Here is a 20,464-nt window from a genome sequence, read left to right as displayed (position 1 = left end):
GCAATGGGTAAAACTGACCAGGGTAAAAATGTGTCATTGGTCACACAACAGAATCTATCGGATTGACGGGTAAAAACCGAGATTTTTGCTGTCAGGTAACCCTTTTTGCCCGACTGGCCTTCGACCATTCTGGATTTGCACAGCGTGGACATAATTGATGATCTCCGGCGTTCATTTGCACCACTTCGCTACAACGTATACAGGCATAGTCTCCTGCTTCAGGCATTACTTTAAATCGTTGCGTACAGTGCTTAGGTAAAATACTGAGCCCCGGCTTTACGTCTTCATCGGCAAAGAAGTAGACGCTGATTTGTCCATTCGTCTCCAGAATAGCCAGTTTCACCTGTCCCAATTGCTCCACGCCGTTCAAACGCAGTTCCATAAAGAATTCAAATTCCGTCATATTGGCGCTATTGAGCTTTGACCATGCCAGCTCGCCGTCTTCAATGATCACGACGGGCTTGCCCTCCAGCAGGTCCTCCATTTTTTCACTATGCGCCATCAGCCACATCACCAACCGATACAGCACAGCAAGAGTAATAAAAACCACCAACACTGGCAGCATCGGGACATCGTCATAGAATGCCACGTCTCCCGCTGCAGAACCCAGCGTAAGGATGATCAGCACTTCAAAAAGCGACATCTGGCGTACGCCGCGACGTCCGGTGATTTTTAAAAACAGAAAAACCAATATAAAGGTGTAGAGGCTGCGTAACGCAACTTCCCCCAGAAAATCCATGGGCACCTTATCAAGCGCCATACGGTGCAAATCGAAAGTTTTCATTAATATGCTCTAAACGTGGTTGGTTGTAAGAAAGCATAGCCAATGCTTTTATTTACGCCTGAGCTCCGGCGGCGATAGCGCCGTTCATTGAAAACCCGTATCATTGCGCGCTTTCCGTACGACAAAAGTGATTTTCATGACGCAAACATTTATCCCCGGCAAAGATGCCGCTCTGGAAGACTCCATCGCTCGCTTCCAGCAAAAATTGCTCGACCTCGGTTTTCAAATTGAAGAAGCCTCGTGGTTGAATCCCGTCCCTAACGTCTGGTCTGTACATATTCGCGACAAAGAATGCGCGCTGTGCTTCACCAACGGTAAAGGCGCGACGAAAAAAGCGGCGTTGGCTTCCGCGCTGGGCGAATACTTTGAGCGTCTGTCGACTAACTATTTCTTTGCGGATTTCTGGTTGGGCGAAACTATCGCCAATGGCCCGTTCGTGCATTATCCGAACGAAAAATGGTTCCCGCTGACAGAAGAAGACGATGTACCAGAAGGTTTACTGGATGCACGTCTGCGAGCGTTTTACGATCCAGATAACGAACTGACTGGCAGCATGCTTATCGATCTGCAGTCTGGTAATGAAGAACGTGGCGTCTGCGGCCTGCCGTTTACCCGTCAGTCGGATAACCAGACTGTCTATATTCCGATGAATATTATCGGCAACCTGTATGTTTCTAACGGCATGTCCGCGGGTAACACGCCTAACGAAGCGCGCGTTCAGGGCCTGTCTGAAGTCTTTGAGCGTCATGTGAAGAACCGCATTATTGCGGAAAGCATCAGCCTGCCGGAAATCCCGGCCGAAGTCATGGCGCGCTATCCGGCTGTGGTGGAGTCCATCGCCACACTGGAAGCTGAAGGTTTCCCAATTTTCGCCTACGATGGCTCGCTGGGCGGCAAGTATCCGGTGATTTGCGTTGTCCTGTTCAACCCGACCAACGGTACCTGCTTCGCTTCCTTCGGCGCACACCCGGATTTCGGCGTGGCGCTGGAGCGTACCGTCACTGAACTGCTGCAGGGCCGTGGTCTGAAGGATCTTGATGTCTTCACCCCACCGACCTTCGACGATGAGGAAGTGGCAGAACATACCAACCTTGAAACTCACTTCATCGATTCCAGCGGTTTGATCTCATGGGATCTGTTCAAGCAGGATGCCGACTATCCGTTCGTTGACTGGAATTTCTCTGGCACCACGGAAGAAGAGTTCGCCACTCTGATGGCCATCTTCAATGCTGAAGATAAAGAAGTGTATATCGCTGACTATGAGCACCTGAGCGTTTACGCGTGCCGCATTATTGTGCCGGGAATGTCTGACATCTATCCGGCAGAAGATCTGTGGTTAGCTAACAACGCTATGGGCGCCCATCTGCGTGACACCATTCTCTCTCTGCCGGGCAGCGAATGGGATAAAGAAGACTATCTCAATCTGATCGAACAACTGGATGAAGAAGGCTTTGACGACTTCACCCGCGTACGCGAGCTACTCGGTCTGGCGACCGGTGCAGATAACGGTTGGTACACCCTGCGTATTGGCGAGCTTAAAGTGATGCTGGCGCTGGCCGGTGGCGATCTGGAGCAGGCGCTGGTGTGGACAGAATGGACGATGGAATTTAACGCCTCCGTCTTTAGCGCGGAACGTGCAAACTACTATCGCTGCCTGCAAACATTGTTGCTGCTGTCTCAGGAAGAGGACCGTCAGCCGCTGCAATATCTGAACGCATTTGTCCGCATGTACGGCGCAGAGGCGGTTGAAGCGGCAAGTGCGGCATTGAGTGGCGAAGCGCCATTCTACGGGTTGCAAACCGTTGATAACGATCTGCAAGCTTTCCCGGCGCATCAGTCTCTGCTGAAAGCCTATGAAAAACTGCAGCGCGCGAAAGCGGCACATTGGTCAAAATAATGACAGTCAGCCTGCGCTAAGTAGGCTAAAAGTATTGTCTGGGATATATTACGGGGCGCTTTAAGCGCCCTGTTTTTTTATTTTGGTCAAATCGGAAAATAAATGTAAAAACAAGGTTAAATATTAGTAGTTGATATTAAAAAAATTAGCATATTAATGTGGTTTTTTATCTCAATTACTCCATTTTAATTAACCGTCTGACAGGAGACAAAAAGAAAAAATTCAACTCACTTTATAATTTTTAAAATTTATTTTTATATGGATAATCAACAAGTTACTCCGTAATCGCATAAAAACCATGCGTCTTGCGGGCCTATAAGCCAGGCGAGATATGATCTATATCAAATTCTCATCTATAATGCTTTGTTAGTATCTCGTCGCCGACTTAATAAAGAGAGAGTTAGTGTGAAAGCTGACAACCCTTTTGATCTTATTCTACCTGCTGCAATGGCCAAAGTTGCCGAAGAAGCAGGCGTCTATAAAGCAACGAAACATCCGCTTAAGACGTTCTATCTGGCAATTACTGCCGGTGTATTCATTTCAATTGCCTTTGTTTTCTATATCACCGCCACAACCGGTACCGGAACTATGCCTTTCGGCATGGCAAAATTAGTAGGTGGTATCTGCTTTTCCCTGGGGCTGATTCTTTGTGTTGTCTGCGGCGCAGACCTCTTCACCTCAACCGTATTGATTGTCGTAGCAAAAGCCAGTGGTCGTATTACCTGGGGCCAATTGGCTAAAAACTGGCTTAACGTTTATGTCGGTAACCTGGTGGGTTGCTTGCTCTTCGTGCTATTGATGTGGCTTTCCGGCGAATACATGACCGCCAACGGCGCGTGGGGGCTCAACGTCCTACAAACAGCCGACCACAAAGTGCACCATACTTTTGTTGAGGCGGTAAGCCTTGGCATCCTGGCTAACCTGATGGTGTGTCTGGCCGTATGGATGAGCTACTCGGGCCGCAGCCTGATGGACAAAGCGTTTATCATGGTATTACCGGTCGCAATGTTTGTTGCCAGCGGTTTTGAGCACAGTATCGCAAACATGTTTATGATCCCTATGGGTATTGTAATACGCGATTTCGCCACCCCGGAATTCTGGACCGCAGTTGGGTCTTCTCCGGAGAATTTTTCTCACCTGACCGTGATGAATTTCATCACCGATAACCTGATTCCGGTTACGATCGGTAACATTATCGGCGGCGGTTTGTTGGTCGGGTTGACATACTGGGTCATTTATCTGCGTGGTAACGATCATCATTAATCTGATGATGCCCATTACACGCAGTAAATAAAAAATCCACTTAAGAAGGTAGGTGTTACATGTCCGAGCTTAATGAAAAGTTAGCCACAGCCTGGGAAGGTTTTACCAAAGGTGACTGGCAGAATGAAGTAAACGTACGTGACTTCATTCAGAAAAACTACACTCCATATGAGGGTGACGAGTCCTTCCTGGCTGGCGCAACTGATGCGACCACTGCACTGTGGGACAGCGTGATGGAAGGCGTTAAACAGGAAAACCGCACTCACGCGCCTGTTGACTTTGACACCTCCGTTGCTTCTACCATCACTTCTCACGACGCAGGCTACATCAACAAAGCGCTCGAGAAGATTGTTGGTCTGCAGACTGAAGCTCCGCTGAAACGTGCGATCATTCCGTTTGGCGGCATCAAAATGGTTGAAGGTTCCTGCAAAGCGTACAATCGCGAACTGGACCCGATGCTGAAAAAAATCTTCACCGAATACCGCAAAACCCACAACCAGGGCGTATTCGATGTTTACACCAAAGACATTCTGAACTGCCGTAAATCCGGTGTTCTGACTGGTCTGCCAGATGCGTATGGCCGTGGCCGTATCATCGGTGACTACCGTCGCGTTGCGCTGTACGGTATCGACTACCTGATGAAAGACAAATACGCTCAGTTCGTCTCTCTGCAGTCCGATCTGGAAAACGGCGTAAACCTGGAAGCAACTATCCGTCTGCGTGAAGAAATTGCTGAACAGCACCGCGCTCTGGGTCAGATCAAAGAAATGGCTGCTAAATATGGCTGCGATATCTCTGGCCCGGCTACCAACGCTCAGGAAGCTATCCAGTGGACTTACTTCGGCTACCTGGCCGCTGTTAAATCTCAGAACGGTGCAGCAATGTCCTTCGGTCGCGTATCCACCTTCCTGGATGCTTACATCGAACGTGACCTGAAAGCAGGCAAAATCACCGAGCAAGACGCACAGGAAATGATCGACCACCTGGTCATGAAACTGCGTATGGTTCGCTTCCTGCGTACTCCTGAATATGATGAACTGTTCTCCGGTGACCCGATTTGGGCAACTGAATCTATCGGTGGTATGGGCGTTGATGGCCGTACTCTGGTTACCAAAAACAGCTTCCGCTTCCTGAACACCCTGTACACCATGGGGCCTTCTCCGGAGCCGAACATCACTGTTCTGTGGTCTGAAAAACTGCCTCTGAACTTCAAGAAATTCGCCGCTAAAGTGTCCATCGACACCTCTTCTCTGCAGTACGAGAACGATGACCTGATGCGTCCGGACTTCAACAACGACGACTACGCTATCGCTTGCTGCGTAAGCCCGATGGTTGTTGGTAAACAAATGCAGTTCTTCGGTGCGCGTGCAAACCTGGCGAAAACCATGCTGTACGCAATCAACGGTGGCGTTGATGAAAAACTGAAAATGCAGGTTGGTCCTAAATCTGAACCGATCAAAGGCGACGTTCTGAACTTCGACGAAGTTATGGACCGCATGGATCACTTCATGGATTGGCTGGCTAAACAGTACGTCACTGCACTGAACGTTATTCACTACATGCACGACAAGTACAGCTACGAAGCCTCTCTGATGGCGCTGCACGACCGTGACGTTATCCGCACCATGGCGTGTGGTATCGCTGGTCTGTCCGTTGCTGCTGACTCCCTGTCTGCAATCAAATATGCGAAAGTTAAACCGATTCGTGACGAAGACGGTCTGGCTATCGACTTCGAAATCGAAGGCGAATACCCGCAGTTTGGTAACAACGACTCTCGCGTTGATGACATGGCGGTTGACCTGGTAGAACGTTTCATGAAGAAAATTCAGAAACTGACTACTTATCGTAACGCTATCCCGACTCAGTCTGTTCTGACCATCACCTCTAACGTGGTTTATGGTAAGAAAACTGGTAACACCCCAGATGGTCGTCGTGCTGGCGCGCCGTTCGGACCGGGTGCTAACCCGATGCACGGCCGTGACCAGAAAGGTGCTGTTGCCTCTCTGACCTCCGTTGCTAAACTGCCGTTTGCTTACGCTAAAGATGGTATCTCTTACACCTTCTCTATCGTTCCGAACGCTCTGGGTAAAGACGACGAAGTTCGTAAGACCAACCTGGCAGGTCTGATGGATGGTTACTTCCACCACGAAGCGTCCATCGAAGGTGGTCAGCACCTGAACGTGAACGTCATGAACCGTGAAATGCTGTTGGATGCGATGGAACATCCGGAAAAATATCCGCAGCTGACCATCCGCGTTTCTGGCTACGCAGTACGTTTTAACTCCCTGACTAAAGAACAGCAGCAGGACGTTATTACTCGTACCTTCACTCAGACTATGTAATTGGTTTTGACTGAAATCGTACTTTAAAAAGCGTACAATAAAGGCTCCACGTAAGTGGGGCCTTTTTAATAGCCTGCTTTGTCAGCCATCTATACTTATGGATAGCAGCCAAAACAGACTCGACACAGTTAATAACTGTGCACTAACACTGGCCCCGGATGGGCCACACCTGGAGAAACACCGCAATGTCAGTTATTGGTCGCATTCACTCCTTTGAATCCTGTGGCACTGTTGATGGCCCGGGCATCCGTTTTATTACCTTCTTTCAGGGCTGCCTGATGCGCTGCCTGTATTGCCATAACCGCGACACGTGGGATACGCACGGCGGTAAAGAAGTTACCGTTGACGAATTAATGAAAGAGGTGGTGACCTACCGCCACTTTATGAACGCCTCCGGAGGCGGCGTGACAGCGTCTGGCGGCGAAGCTATCTTGCAAGCTGAATTCGTACGTGACTGGTTCCGGGCCTGTAAAAAAGAAGGTATTCATACTTGTCTGGATACTAACGGTTTTGTTCGCCGCTACGATCCGGTGATCGATGAGCTGCTGGAAGTCACCGACCTGGTCATGCTCGATCTCAAACAGATGAACGATGAAATCCATCAGAATCTGGTGGGTGTGTCTAACCATCGTACACTCGAGTTCGCGCGTTACCTGTCCAACAAAGACATCAAAGTGTGGATCCGCTATGTTGTCGTACCTGGCTGGTCTGACGATGACGACTCCGCACACCGCCTTGGCGAATTTACCCGCGATATGGGCAACGTTGAAAAAATCGAGCTGCTGCCTTACCACGAACTGGGCAAACACAAATGGGTGGCAATGGGCGAAGAGTACAAACTGGATGGCGTCAAACCGCCGAAGAAAGAGACCATGGAGCGCGTGAAGGGTATTCTCGAGCAATATGGACATAAAGTGATGTATTGATTTTTATGGTGGGTAACAGATACGTTACCCACCTGACTCTGCCTTAACGCCCTCTTCTCGCCAGTAACGGGAAAATTAATCCCAGTCCAACCAGCACAAATGGCGTCACAATATTCAGCGTGAGCTGGAATGTCCACTCTGGGGTGAAGGCTTCCATTTTCGGGAAAATCCCAGTCAGACAGGCAAATGCGGTAAAGGCAAAGCACCAGATCCCCACGGTCATTGCAAGCGATCGGTTGCGAATAAAGACATATTCCGATTTATATTTTTGCGCCAGACGAATAACGGCAATGAACGCCACAAACACCCATAAATAACGCAATGGCATCACGACAGAGTTAAGATTCAATAGCCATTTATACAGATTATTCATGTCGCCAATTCCCAGTGTTGGCAACATAATCAGAATCGCCACCAGCACCAGCGTCAGAATATAACCATTTACCGGCGTACCGGAAGCGTTGGTTTTACACAGGCTCTCGGGAATATATTTACGATCAGCATCACCCAGCAGAACTTTAAGCGGTGCATCAATAGAAAATACCAATGCCGCAATCTGTCCCAGCGTATTGGCAATCGCGTAAATAACCATCAGCGAATTACCCATACCATAATACTCGCCCAGTTTCTGGAAGGCGTAATATTGACCATTCGTCATCAGGTCATCTGGAATATGCCGGGAGTCAAACATCATTCCCATAGCCAGCGACCCGAGAATCGCACATACCGCCACCATAACAGCCAGAACGAGCATCCCTTTCGGAAATTCTTTGCCTGGATTACGTGTCTGATTAACGTATGGCGAAATTTTCTCCGCGCCGCCCACGGCAAAGACCAGCATGGAGATCGTGGTAATGTAGGTAAAATCAATGTGCGGGATAAACGATTCCCAGGTGATATTAGTTGTCGCTATCTGCACATCCGTAATTGCAGGCGCAGTTACCGCCATCACGACATACAAAATGGACATCACAAACATCGCGATGCCTGCAACTGACCCAACAATTTTCAGCGACTTCATGCCACGGGACGCAACCCACATGAAAAAGACAAACAGCGCCAGCGTCAGCCCCTGCAACGCCACGACGGTGTACTCTTTAATCAACGAACCATCGCCCTTCAGCGCCCATCCCAGCGCAATCAGAATAGCCTGCGGTTTTTGCGCCAGATAAGGAATATGCACAACCCAATAGGTCCATGCAGCAAGATAAGCCAGCCCTGGCCCCATGGTATGTTTAATCCAGGTACTGACGCCGCCTTTACCCTCTTTAAAAGTTGAGCCAAGCTGCCCGACGATCAACGCATAAGGTATAAAATAGAGCGCGAAAATAAAGATCCAAGAGGAGACAACAACTAATCCCTGATTGGCATAGTTGTTAACGACGTTGCCAAAACCCCAAACGGTAATAAAAGACATCAATGCAATGTTGTACCATCGCAATTGTTTTTCCTGCACACCAGCCATACGCAATCCTTCGTGGAAGCTTTATGATTATAAATAAATGAGGCGTGGGATTATGCGCGGTAAAATGAGCGAGCGGAAACGGCAGGATGTAAAACTATAACCTTCTGCACACTTTATTTTCAGGAAAGAAGTGTGTGATTAAATAATGCAGGTTCCCATAAAGCATACATAAACAGTATGTATGGGAACCTGTTCATATTCTGTTAAATCAAGTCAAATGTGCGCAATAGAATTGGGTGTATGGCCCGTTTTACGCAACAGCATCAGTAAATAAATAAACGATACGCTGGCGATCATGATAAACAGCAAGCTATCTGAATAATTCTGCATCAGCATCGCTGTAAATGAAGGACCCAGCAGACTGCCCACGGTATAGCTCAATAACAATGCCTGATTCATGGCGACCAGCTGATGATGCTCCACCTTTTCACAGGCCCAGGCCATCGCGACCGGGTAGAGGGTAAAGCCTGCCGCACCCAACATAAACAACGCGGGCGCCATCGCCGCCTGATTCAGCATGGCGATACTCCCGACGATCACCACGAAGACCTGGACGCGTAAAACCAACAGACGTCCCAGCTTGTCCGCCAGACGGCCAATCGGCCATTGCCCCAGAATACCTGCACTTACCAGGACCGCCATCCAGAAACCAATGCTGGCGTTACTCACCCCCTGATGATTGAGATACAGCGGCATCAGGCCATACAAAGACCCCAGCACAATCCCGGAAATAATACAGCCATTCACGCCCAGACGCGCCTGGCGGAGTTTCAGCATGGAAACAATAGGCGTAGACTGCTGCTCATCACCCTGCTGATTGGCAATGCGCGTAAACAGCAGTGGCAAAACACCCGCCAGGATAGTACCCGTCACCCACGGCAGGACGTTCATCAATTCCGTGGATACTTTACTCACCAGCAGTTGGCCTAAAAACGTCCCCACGTAATAGATCATCATATAGGCGGCAAGCAAACGTCCGCGATTACGCGAAGTCCCGCTGCACATCAGCGCGCTTTCCACCACCACCCAAATCATGGCGCAGCCAACACCGGCGATAAAACGCCAGGTCATCCAGCTCCAGAATCCCACCATAATCCCCAGCCCGACACAGCCCGCGGCAAAAATAAGCGAGGCGATATAATAGCTGCGGTTAAAACCAAGGTGTTTTATTAAATACCCTGTCAACAACGTCCCTACCAGATTACCGGTAAAGTAGGACGAGCTCACCACACCTACCTGCCAGGTGGGCAGATTTTCATGGGCGAGCCAAAGCGGGACGAGCGTGTTTAACACGGCGATCGCCAGGGTCAACAGAAGTAGCCCGCACAGCAATAGCATGACGGGACGGGTATAGGTGGACATGAATAAAAACCGTGAGGAAGTTCAAATTTCATGCGCATCATGCCACTGCTAAAAACATTGTCAATCGGCGTAATCAAAGGGCTGAGGCGCTTTCTGGTCGATCGATTTGCATTACTGATTCTTAATGTGAATAGATAAAAAACACAAAATCACATCTGCTTGTTTTTATTGATCTAAAACAAAAATCTCGCGTTACGTTCAGTCGAAAAATTTCATGGATTACCCTTACTTTTATTTCTTACTAAACTCAATGCGGGATGCTGAGCTGCATTGTCTTCAAAATAGAACAGTGAGTTCTTATTTAGGCATCTACTCCAGACATCGTTCATTTCGTAGACTTAAACTCATCAAATTTCCCCCACTGATGCTGAACAGGAGAAATATCATGACTAAACCTTACGTAAGACTTGATAAAGATAATGCGGCAGTACTGCTGGTCGACCATCAGGCTGGCCTGCTCTCTCTGGTTCGGGATATCGATCCCGATAAATTTAAAAACAACGTGCTAGCCCTGGGTGACTAAGCAAAATACTTCAACCTCCCAACCATTCTGACAACCAGTTTTGAGACAGGACCAAACGGGCCACTGGTACCGGAACTGAAAGCGCAATTTCCCGATGCGCCCTATATTGCTCGCCCAGGAAACATTAACGCATGGGATAACGAAGATTTCGTGAAGGCAGTGAAAGCGACCGGCAAAAAGCAGCTGATTATCGCCGGTGTCGTGACGGAAGTTTGCGTCGCCTTCCCTGCGCTCTCAGCTATTGAAGAAGGCTTTGACGTCTTTGTGGTAACCGATGCTTCAGGCACATTTAATGAAATTACCCGTCATTCAGCTTGGGATCGGATGTCTCAAGCAGGCGCTCAGTTGATGACATGGTTCGGAGTAGCGTGCGAGCTACACCGCGACTGGCGCAACGATATCGAAGGTCTGGCAACGCTGTTCTCGAATCACATTCCGGACTACCGCAATCTGATGACCAGCTACGACACGTTAACTAAGCAGAAGTAAAACCAGGGCGAAAGCCCTGGCCTGACATATTGCCTGATGACGCGCAGCTTTAAGGCCTACAGATCTGTAGGCCTGATAAGACGCAAACCGCCATCCGGCATAGTTTGGATTAACTCGCCACCGCCATACCGACTGTCATATGCAGCCCGTAGAACACGCCACGACCAATCAGCTCGCCGACTAACAGCAAAATAAACGCCACGGAAAGCAGCGGAACAGCAGGCTGGTAGCCCTTCACTTGCGGTACAATCCAGCAGCACAACGCTAATGCCAGCGCCACAATCCGCCACGCCATCAGCGAGCCGTAATCCGGAACCAGCGCAGACGCCTGCTGAATCGAACTGTGGATCGTCGCCAGTTCAGCCCCCTGCATGACAGACATAATGGCGCTTACGACCAGAGCAAGCACTGAAATTGCCGGCAGCAGGCGCATCGCCCAACCATCCACGCCAGCAATTCTCAGTAACAGATACCCCAGCAGCGGACCGCCCATAAACATCGTCAGAAAGAAGCCCAGCGGAGTCCAGACGCTGTACCAGGTCGGCACAGTATCAATGGTGTTATAAACGCGTACCATCATCCAGACAAAAACCACACCCAGCACCATGGTGACAACTAACCACAGATTACGTAATGCGGGCGACATTTTTTTCAACGTGGCCAGCAGCCAGCCGATACCACCAACGGCAAAGAAGATTGAACCGCTGGCAATTTCGTTACTCAACGCCGAAGACCCTACGCGATTGAGCGAGTTAAAGGCGCGCATCGGCGAGCCCAGGTGGAGCATAGAAGCAATGAAGCCAATGCCCATTAATACCCACAGCCCAAACATGCAGGCAATCACGCGCTGCTGCGATTCTGGACGTAAGTCACCTTTCATCAACGCCAGCGCCAGAACGATAAAGCCACCAACCACACACTGTCCGAAGACCGTGAAGATCATCAGCGGCCATTCATGCCATCCACTTCCCATCTTACACCTCCTTCGGATTGGCCAGATAACCTGTGGTATCCCCGGTCGGGCGGCTATTGGCGTTAGGTTTGATGACAATACTCGGTTTGGTAAAGTGCGCGCCCGGTAGTGGTGCAACCGCAGCCAAAGCACCGTGTTTTTTGCGCAGTTCATCAATTGGGCCAAAATCCAGCGCACGCAGTGGACAGGACTCGACGCAGATAGGTTTCTTACCTTCAGCGACGCGCTCATGGCAGCCATCGCATTTAGTCATATGCCCTTTTTCAGCATTGTACTGCGGCGCGCCGTAAGGACAGGCCATGTGGCAATACCGACAGCCAATGCACACGTCCTCATCGACAACGACAAAGCCATCTTCACGTTTGTGCATGGCGCCACTCGGACACACCTTGGTACAGGCTGGGTCTTCGCAGTGGTTACACGCAATGGAGAGGTAATAGGCAAAGACATTCTGATGCCAGACGCCGTTATCCTCCTGCCAGTCACCGCCCGCGTATTCATAAATGCGGCGGAAGCTGACTTCCGGGGTTAAATTTTTGAAGTCTTTGCAGGCCAGTTCGCAGGTTTTGCAACCGGTGCAACGGCTGGAATCAATAAAAAATCCATACTGGGTTGTCATCGGTTACTCCTTACACCTTTTCAACCTGAACAAGGTTCGTGTGTGATGGGTTCCCCTTCGCGAGAGGAGACGGACGCTGGGTCGTCAGGACGTTAATACAACCGCCCTGGTCCACGCGTTTTGCGTCCGGGTCATACCACGCCCCTTCGCCTAGTGCCACCACGCCAGGCATCATACGCGGCGTTACTTTCGCCTCGATGTGCACTTCACCACGATCGTTAAAGATGCGCACCTTGTCGCCGTTGTTAATGCCGCGTCTCTGCGCATCCATCGGGTTGATCCACATTTCCTGACGGCAAGATGCTTTCAGAACATCCACGTTGCCATAGGTAGAGTGGACGCGAGATTTGTAGTGGAAGCCGGTCAATTGCAGAGGGAATTTCTCCACCAGAGGATCGTTTATGCTTTCAAATCCTGGGGTATAAATCGGCAGTGGATCAATCACATCACCTTCCGGCAGTTCCCAGGTCGCCGCGATCTCGGCAAGTTGCTGCGAATAAATTTCGATCTTACCTGACGGAGTAGTCAGCGGATTGGCGTCAGGATCCTCACGGAACGCCTTGTACGCCACGTGATGCCCCTGTGGGTCACGCTGTTTAAAGATCCCCTGCTTGCGGAATTCTTCAAACGTTGGCAGTTCAGGAATCGCTTTGCGCGACTGCTCGTACAGATGACGCATCCACTCTTCCTGAGTGCGACCTTCTGTGAACTGCTGCTCAACGCCAAGGCGTTTCGCAAGCTCGCTGGTCATCTGGTAGATAGTCTTGCATTCGAAGCGTGGTTTGATCGCCTGATCGGTGAAAATCACATACGACATATTCCCGCAGGAGGCATCCAGTGCGAAGTCCATCTGCTCCGAAGCGGTACAGTCCGGCAGCAAAATATCCGCGTATTTCGCCGAGGAGGTCATATGGCAGTCGATGACAACGATCATCTCGCACTTCTTATCATCCTGTAGGATTTCGTGTGTGCGGTTGATGTCGGAGTGCTGGTTAATCAGGCAGTTACCCGCATAGTTCCAGATCATCTTAATCGGAACATCGAGCTTATCTTTACCACGAACACCGTCACGCAGCGCCGTCATCTCCGGACCTCGCTCAATGGCGTCCGTCCACATAAACATCGAGATACTGGTTTCTACAGGGTTTTCCAGCGTAGGCATACGTTCAAACGGCAAACTGTATGAGCCCTCACGCGCCCCGCTGTTGCCGCCGTTAATCCCAACGTTACCGGTCAGAATAGCCAGCATAGAAATGGCGCGGGTCGCTATTTCACCATTAGCATGACGCTGCGGTCCCCACCCCTGGCTGATGTATGCCGGTTTAGCGCTACCGATTTCACGTGCCAGTTTGACGATTCGTTCAGCAGGAATCCCGGTAATTTGCGCAGCCCATTCCGGGGTCTTGGCAATACCGTCTTTGCCCTGCCCAAGAATATACGCCTTATAGTGACCGTTTTTCGGTGCATCGGCCGGTAAGGTTTTCTCGTCGTAACCTACGCAATATTTGTCAAGGAACGGTTGATCAACCATGTTTTCGGTGATCAGAACATACGCCAGCCCATTTACCAGCGCGGCATCCGTACCCGGACGGATGGGGATCCACTCATCTTCACGACCCGCGCCAGTATCCGTGTAGCGAGGATCGATAATGATCATGCGGGCATTGGATTTCTGTCGCGCCTGTTCAAGGTAATAGGTTACCCCACCCCCGCTCATACGGGTTTCACCTGGGTTATTCCCGAACAGAACCACCAGCTTGCTGTTTTCAATGTCTGACGGGCTGTTACCGTCTGCCCAGCCGCCGTAGGTGTAGTTCAACCCGGCTGCGATTTGCGCTGAAGAGTAGTCACCGTAGTGATTCAGGTAGCCACCACAGCAGTTCATCAATCGTGCTACCAGCGTTTTGCCCGGTGGCCAGGAGCGTGTCAGGGTGCCGCCCAGCGTACCTGTGCCGTAGTTCAGGTAGATAGACTCGTTGCCGTAGTCTTTGATAAGACGCTGCATATTGCTGGCAATGATGTCGTAGGCTTCATCCCAGCTGATACGCTCAAATTTACCTTCGCCACGCTTGCCGACGCGTTTCATCGGGTATTTCAGACGATCGGGATTATAGACGCGACGACGCATGGAGCGACCTCGCAGACAGGCGCGTACCTGATGCAAACCGTCGTAGTTGTCATCACCGGTGTTGTCGGTTTCAACATACTTTATTTCACCATCTACCACGTGCATACGCAGAGGACAGCGGCTACCACAGTTCACCGTACACGCGCTCCAGATGACTTTCTCACTGGCCTGTGTTGGATTAAGGGCTTCTGCAGCATTTGCAATACGGGTAAATGGCAGGGTAAACGCGCTACTGGCCACCGCCAGTCCGCCTATCGCCGTCGTTTTCACCAAACCTCGGCGACTAACCTCAGCTGCCAGCATGGCATCGGGGATCTTAGTTTTCATAGTGGCTCACTCTGCTGCTCACAATAAACAAAAGGCAAATATTCGTTGTATAGATTTTTATATAACGTTACTATCGATATACAGACTGGTAGATACTGAATTTGCGAAAAGACAGAGATAAATACTGACTTTCATTTGAAGGCAGTATTACTCCTATGGAGGTAGATGTTATTGTCCAGCGTCAAACGGGCATAAAAAAAGCGCCCGGAGGCGCTTTTTTAGCAGGGAAAGGTAGCTTAGCCGATGAATTCCAGGCCATTCATGTACGGACGCAACACTTCCGGAACCTGAATGCGACCATCAGCCTGCTGATAGTTTTCCATTACCGCAACCAGCGTACGTCCTACCGCCAGACCAGAACCGTTCAGCGTATGTACTAAACGGGTCTTTTTATCGGATTTACTTCGGCAACGCGCCTGCATACGACGAGCCTGGAAATCCCACACGTTGGAGCAAGAGGAGATTTCGCGATAGGTGTTCTGCGCCGGGATCCACACTTCCAGATCGTAGGTTTTGCATGCACCGAAGCCCATGTCGCCTGTGCACAGGATGATCTTACGGTACGGCAGACCCAACAGTTGCAGGACCTTCTCAGCATGACCGGTCATCTCTTCCAGCGCATCCATCGAATCTTCCGGGCGAACGATCTGCACCATCTCAACTTTATCGAACTGGTGCATACGGATCAGACCACGGGTATCACGACCGTAAGAACCTGCTTCAGAACGGAAGCACGGCGTATGCGCAGTCATTTTGATCGGCAGCGCATCTTCGTCGATGATTTCGTCACGTACCAGGTTGGTCAGCGGCACTTCTGCCGTTGGGATCAGCGCATAGTTGCTGCTGTCAGCTTCTTCATCCAGCGGACGGGTGTGGAACAGATCGCCAGCAAATTTCGGCAGTTGGCCTGTTCCGTACAGCGTGTCATGGTTAACCAGATACGGAACGTAGTTTTCGCTGTAACCATGCTGTTCGGTATGCAGATCCAGCATAAACTGAGACAGCGCACGGTGCATGCGTGCGATCTGGCCTTTCATAACAACGAAACGAGAGCCAGTCAGCTTAACCGCCGCGGCGAAATCAAGACCCGTGTGCATTTCACCCAGAGTAACGTGATCGCGCACTTCGAAATCAAACTCACGTGGTGTACCCCAGCGGCTGACTTCGACGTTGTCATTTTCATCTTTACCCACCGGAACTTCGTCCGCTGGCAGGTTAGGAATGGTCAGCGCAATATCGCGGATCTCGGCCTGTAAGGTATCAAGTTCAGCTTTCGCGGCATCCAGCTCTTCGCCCAGTTTGTTCACTTCCAGACGTAAAGACTCGATATCTTCCCCGCGCGCTTTTGCCTGGCCGATGGATTTCGATCGAGAGTTACGCTCTGCCTGCAGGTTTTCAGTTTGTACCTGCAGAACTTTACGACGCTCTTCAAGAGCGCGCAGCTTATCTACATCCAGCTTAAAGCCCCGGCTTGCCAGTTTTTCTGCGACTGCGTCTGGCTCATTACGCAGCAGATTGGGATCGAGCATGCTTATCCTGTGCTTATCGAATTAAAATAGGAGAAAGTGACCACAGCCTGCGGTCACAGGGATACAGAGACAACATTACCGCAACGATAACACTAACGGTAGCGTTTTATAGGGCTATTTTGATCCTGTCCGGCGAGCCAGGCGAGCTTTTCGCCAATCTTGCCTTCAAGACCTCTGTTTGTGGGGTGATAATAGCGCGTTTGTGCCATTTCCTGCGGGAAGTACTCTTCTCCGGCGGCATAGGCATTTGGCTCATCATGGGCGTAACGATATTCCTGACCGTAGCCCATCTCTTTCATCAGCTTCGTCGGCGCATTGCGCAGGTGAACCGGCACGTCGTAATCCGGACGTTCACGTGCATCAGCCAGCGCGGCTTTGAAGGCGGTGTAAACTGCATTACTTTTCGGCGCGCAGGCCAGATAAACAATCGCCTGAGCAATCGCACGTTCGCCTTCCGCTGGTCCCACGCGGGTAAAGCAGTCCCATGCGGAAATTGCTACCTGCATGGCGCGTGGATCGGCATTGCCCACATCTTCAGAGGCAATTGCCAGACAGCGACGAGCAACATACAGCGGGTCACCGCCTGCACTAATGATGCGCGCATACCAATAAAGCGCTGCATCCGGTGCACTGCCGCGAACCGATTTATGTAATGCGGAGATGAGATCGTAAAAGCGATCGCCTTTATTATCGAAGCGTGCGCTGCGCTCACCGGCAATTTCAGTGAGCAATTCTGGTTTCAATACGCGCTTGCCAGAATCATCAACTTCGGCCATATCGGCCATCATTTCCAGCGTATTCAGCGCCCGGCGCGCATCACCATTAACCAGTTCGGCAATAGCCCGACGCGTCTCTGGCGGCAGTACGATATCCTGGCCGCCGTAACCCCGCGCTTTGTCTGACATCGCCTGGTCCAGCACCTGTTCAATGTCGTCGGTGGTTAACGATTTCAGTAAATAAACACGCGCCCGCGACAGCAGCGCTGAGTTCAGTTCAAACGAGGGATTTTCAGTGGTGGCGCCAATAAATGTGATGGTACCGTCTTCAATATGCGGTAAAAACGCATCCTGCTGGCTTTTATTAAAACGGTGAACTTCGTCGACAAACAGGATCGTACGCCGACCAGCGTTACGGTTCTGACGCGCACGCTCAATCGCTTCACGAATCTCTTTTACACCAGACGTAACCGCCGAAATGCGTTCGACATCGGCGTTAGCGTAACGGGCAATGACTTCGGCAAGGGTGGTTTTCCCCGTCCCCGGTGGCCCCCATAAAATCATGGAGTGCAGGTGCCCGGCCTCGATAGCGCGCGGCAAGGGTTTACCCGCAGCCAACAAATGCTGCTGGCCGATATACTGCGCTAAATTTTCTGGCCGCATACGCGCGGCCAGTGGCTGAAAGGTATTATCAGAAAAGTCGAGCGACAGATTGCTCACTCACACGCCTCTACTTACGTTGATCGTCAACCGTTACACCTTGCGGCGGGGTAAAGGTGAATTTGGATGGTTCAATCGCACCATTCTGCTGAGATTTCAGCTGATAGCTGCTGCGCTGATCGTCTTGCTCAACGGCGCTAAACTGATGGATCGTCCCGTCACGCCCAACATTGATCGTAAACTGCTTCAGGTTACCGCTGCTGGTTTTTGGCGTCAGCACGAAATCATCGCCGTTTTGCTTAATGTTGTACTGCTGCCAGTCACTGGCCTGGTTACGCGCGATCAGCATGAACGGCGTATTGCCCGTGGCGTCTTTCAGCCAGGTCGCGGTCGCCTGTTCAACAAACGGGTTAAAGAACCACAGCGTTTTCCCATCGGAAACCAGGATGCTCTCATCAGGCTGGGTCATATGCCAGTTAAACAGATTAGGACGTTTAACCCATAAATCACCCTGACCTTCCTGCACCGCTGCGCCGCTGCCGTCCGTGACCTTCTGAGTAAAGCTGGCATGGAAGCTACTGACTTTATCCAGACGGCTTTTCAGGTCGCTGGCAGCGTCAGCCCAGACACTGCTCACCACAAAGCTCGACAGTAATGCACAGGTGATTGCGATTCTTTTCATCGTTATTCCTCAAAATACGTCACTCCCAACGGGGAGATCCCTCTGCTATCCATTTCAGGCCAAAAATCAGCATGAGGAAAGTAGAAAATACTGAATTACTTAACTTTGCAATCATTCGAAGGGCGGCGGAGCCAGCACTTCACGATTACCATTATGCCCTTGTTCGCTGACAATACCCTGCGCTTCCATCTGCTCGATGATGCGTGCCGCTCGGTTGTAACCGATACGGAACTGACGCTGGACGCCGGAGATTGAGGCTTTGCGTTTCTGGGTCACAAAGTTTACCGCCTGATCGAACAGCGGATCCAACTCTTCGCCACCATCAAAGCCGCCACCGCCGCCTTCGCTTTCACTGTCAGAAGTAATGCCGTCGACGTATTGCGGACGACCGCGCGCTTTCCAGTCCTGAACCACTGCGTGAACTTCTTCATCGCGGACAAAGGCGCCGTGAACACGCACAGGGATCGTCGAGTTCGGTGCGGAATAGAGCATGTCACCCATACCTAACAGCGATTCCGCTCCGCCCTGGTCAAGGATGGTACGCGAGTCAATTTTACTGGACACGGTAAAGGCGATACGCGTTGGAATGTTCGCTTTAATCAGTCCGGTGATAACGTCAACCGACGGTCGCTGGGTTGCCAGCACCAGGTGGATCCCCGCCGCACGCGCTTTTTGCGCCAGACGAGCAATCAGTTCTTCCACCTTTTTGCCAACCGTCATCATCAGGTCGGCGAATTCATCCACCAACACAACAATATACGGCAGTTTTTCCAGCACCGGATGCTGAACATCCATACTGTCACCCGGCTTCCAGTACGGGTCCGGAATCGGACGCCCCATGCGGGCGGCTTCAGCGATTTTCTCGTTATAACCGGCAAGGTTACGCACGCCAAGCGCCGACATCAGCTTGTAGCGACGTTCCATTTCATTGACGCTCCAGCGCAAGGCGTTAGCAGCATCTTTCATATCGGTCACGACTTCGGTCAGCAGATGCGGAATGCCTTCATAAACCGACAGTTCCAGCATTTTCGGGTCAATCATGATAAAGCGAACGTCTTCCGGCTGCGCCTTATACAGCATGCTGAGGATCATGGCGTTCACCCCAACAGACTTACCGGATCCGGTTGTCCCTGCTACCAGCAGGTGCGGCATTTTTGCCAGATCGGCCACCACCGGTTCGCCCGCAATATCTTTACCCAGCACCACAGTCAGCGGAGATGAGTTATCACGGAATTTAGCGTTATCCAGTACTTCACGCAGATAAACGGTTTGACGTTTTTTATTCGGTAACTCCAGTCCGACATACGGTTTGCCTGGAATAACCTCGACCACACGTACCGCTGCGGTCGACAATGAACGCGCCAGATCTCGCGACAGATTGGAAATACGCGCCGCTTTAACCCCAGGAGCCAGATTAAGCTCAAAGCGGGTAATCACCGGGCCTGGAGAGTAGTTCACCACATCGGCTTTAATGCGGAAATCCGCCAGACGCGCTTCCACCAGACGTGCCATTTGCTCCAGCGCGAACGTATCTATCGGCTCAACCTCGCTCGGCGGCGGTGTAAGCAGATCTAACGATGGCAGCGGCGTGCTTGGACGGTGCGCCGGACGGCTGTCGCCATTACGCATCAGCAGCGGATGGATCAGACTATCCTGCGGCGGCGGTGTAACAGGCTGCGCTGGCTGCTGATAATGCTGCTGCGGTGCGACAGGCTGCGCCGGTTGCTGATAATGCTGCTGCGGTGCAACAGGCTGCGCCGGCTGCTGATAATGCTGTTG

At 51.0% G+C, this 20,464-nt stretch carries 13 protein-coding genes and 2 pseudogenes; 5 read left to right on the top strand and 10 right to left on the bottom strand.

Annotation, left to right across the window (positions count from 1 at the left end; all coding sequences use genetic code 11):
* Nucleotides 1–91: 91 nt before the first annotated feature.
* Nucleotides 92–784, bottom strand: coding sequence for a DUF421 domain-containing protein (locus WC1_RS16180; RefSeq protein WP_016149861.1), 693 nt, complete (start codon nt 782–784; stop codon nt 92–94).
* Between the two features lie 136 nt (nt 785–920).
* Here WC1_RS16180 and ycaO point away from each other — a divergent pair, with 136 nt between their 5' ends.
* From ycaO to pflA, 4 genes are all read left to right on the top strand, one after another.
* Nucleotides 921–2,681, top strand: coding sequence for a 30S ribosomal protein S12 methylthiotransferase accessory factor YcaO (gene ycaO / locus WC1_RS16185; RefSeq protein WP_016149860.1), 1,761 nt, complete (start codon nt 921–923; stop codon nt 2,679–2,681).
* A 405-nt stretch (nt 2,682–3,086) separates the two neighbouring features.
* Nucleotides 3,087–3,944 (top strand): formate transporter FocA, encoded by an 858-nt coding sequence (focA, locus tag WC1_RS16190; RefSeq protein ID WP_003035756.1) that lies wholly within the window; start codon nt 3,087–3,089, stop codon nt 3,942–3,944.
* Between the two features lie 59 nt (nt 3,945–4,003).
* Complete coding sequence (gene pflB / locus WC1_RS16195; RefSeq protein WP_003035753.1) at nt 4,004–6,286, top strand: formate C-acetyltransferase; 2,283 nt, start codon at nt 4,004–4,006, stop codon at nt 6,284–6,286.
* A 185-nt stretch (nt 6,287–6,471) separates the two neighbouring features.
* Nucleotides 6,472–7,212: a pyruvate formate lyase 1-activating protein gene (pflA, locus tag WC1_RS16200; RefSeq protein ID WP_003035751.1), complete on the top strand. Its 741-nt coding sequence runs from the start codon at nt 6,472–6,474 to the stop codon at nt 7,210–7,212.
* Nucleotides 7,213–7,255: 43 nt separating this feature from the next.
* On the opposite strand, the gene WC1_RS16205 is transcribed toward pflA, so the two are convergent.
* Nucleotides 7,256–8,677 (bottom strand): amino acid permease, encoded by a 1,422-nt coding sequence (locus WC1_RS16205; RefSeq protein ID WP_003035749.1) that lies wholly within the window; start codon nt 8,675–8,677, stop codon nt 7,256–7,258.
* 213 nt (nt 8,678–8,890) lie between these two features.
* Nucleotides 8,891–10,039: an MFS transporter gene (locus WC1_RS16210; RefSeq protein ID WP_003836902.1), complete on the bottom strand. Its 1,149-nt coding sequence runs from the start codon at nt 10,037–10,039 to the stop codon at nt 8,891–8,893.
* Nucleotides 10,040–10,424: 385 nt separating this feature from the next.
* Here WC1_RS16210 and ycaC point away from each other — a divergent pair.
* Nucleotides 10,425–11,051, top strand: a pseudogene (gene ycaC, locus WC1_RS0122650) (isochorismate family cysteine hydrolase YcaC).
* Between the two features lie 109 nt (nt 11,052–11,160).
* On the opposite strand, the gene WC1_RS16215 reads toward ycaC, so the two are convergent.
* The 7 genes and pseudogenes from WC1_RS16215 to ftsK form a co-directional block, all read right to left on the bottom strand.
* A complete protein-coding gene (locus tag WC1_RS16215) occupies nt 11,161–12,024 on the bottom strand; it encodes a dimethyl sulfoxide reductase anchor subunit family protein (RefSeq protein WP_003035744.1) in 864 nt (287 codons plus the stop codon).
* A gap of 1 nt (nt 12,025) precedes the next feature.
* A complete protein-coding gene (gene dmsB / locus WC1_RS16220) occupies nt 12,026–12,643 on the bottom strand; it encodes a dimethylsulfoxide reductase iron-sulfur subunit DmsB (RefSeq protein WP_003836904.1) in 618 nt (205 codons plus the stop codon).
* Between the two features lie 10 nt (nt 12,644–12,653).
* Nucleotides 12,654–15,098, bottom strand: coding sequence for a dimethylsulfoxide reductase subunit A (gene dmsA / locus WC1_RS16225; RefSeq protein ID WP_003836906.1), 2,445 nt, complete (start codon nt 15,096–15,098; stop codon nt 12,654–12,656).
* 236 nt (nt 15,099–15,334) lie between these two features.
* Nucleotides 15,335–16,627: a serine--tRNA ligase gene (gene serS / locus WC1_RS16230; RefSeq protein ID WP_003836908.1), complete on the bottom strand. Its 1,293-nt coding sequence runs from the start codon at nt 16,625–16,627 to the stop codon at nt 15,335–15,337.
* A gap of 92 nt (nt 16,628–16,719) precedes the next feature.
* Nucleotides 16,720–18,063 (bottom strand): replication-associated recombination protein RarA, encoded by a 1,344-nt coding sequence (gene rarA, locus WC1_RS16235; protein ID WP_003836910.1) that lies wholly within the window; start codon nt 18,061–18,063, stop codon nt 16,720–16,722.
* Nucleotides 18,064–18,073: 10 nt separating this feature from the next.
* Nucleotides 18,074–18,685, bottom strand: coding sequence for an outer membrane lipoprotein periplasmic chaperone LolA (lolA, locus tag WC1_RS16240; protein WP_003831898.1), 612 nt, complete (start codon nt 18,683–18,685; stop codon nt 18,074–18,076).
* Between the two features lie 111 nt (nt 18,686–18,796).
* Nucleotides 18,797–20,464 (bottom strand): annotated as a pseudogene (ftsK, locus tag WC1_RS24915) (DNA translocase FtsK); the annotation flags it as partial.

Source organism: Citrobacter sp. KTE30 (genome assembly GCF_000398825.1).
Lineage (GTDB): Bacteria > Pseudomonadota > Gammaproteobacteria > Enterobacterales > Enterobacteriaceae > Citrobacter > Citrobacter freundii.
The sequence above is the reverse complement of the archived record's forward strand: the minus strand, read 5'-3'. Positions and strand labels throughout refer to the sequence as shown.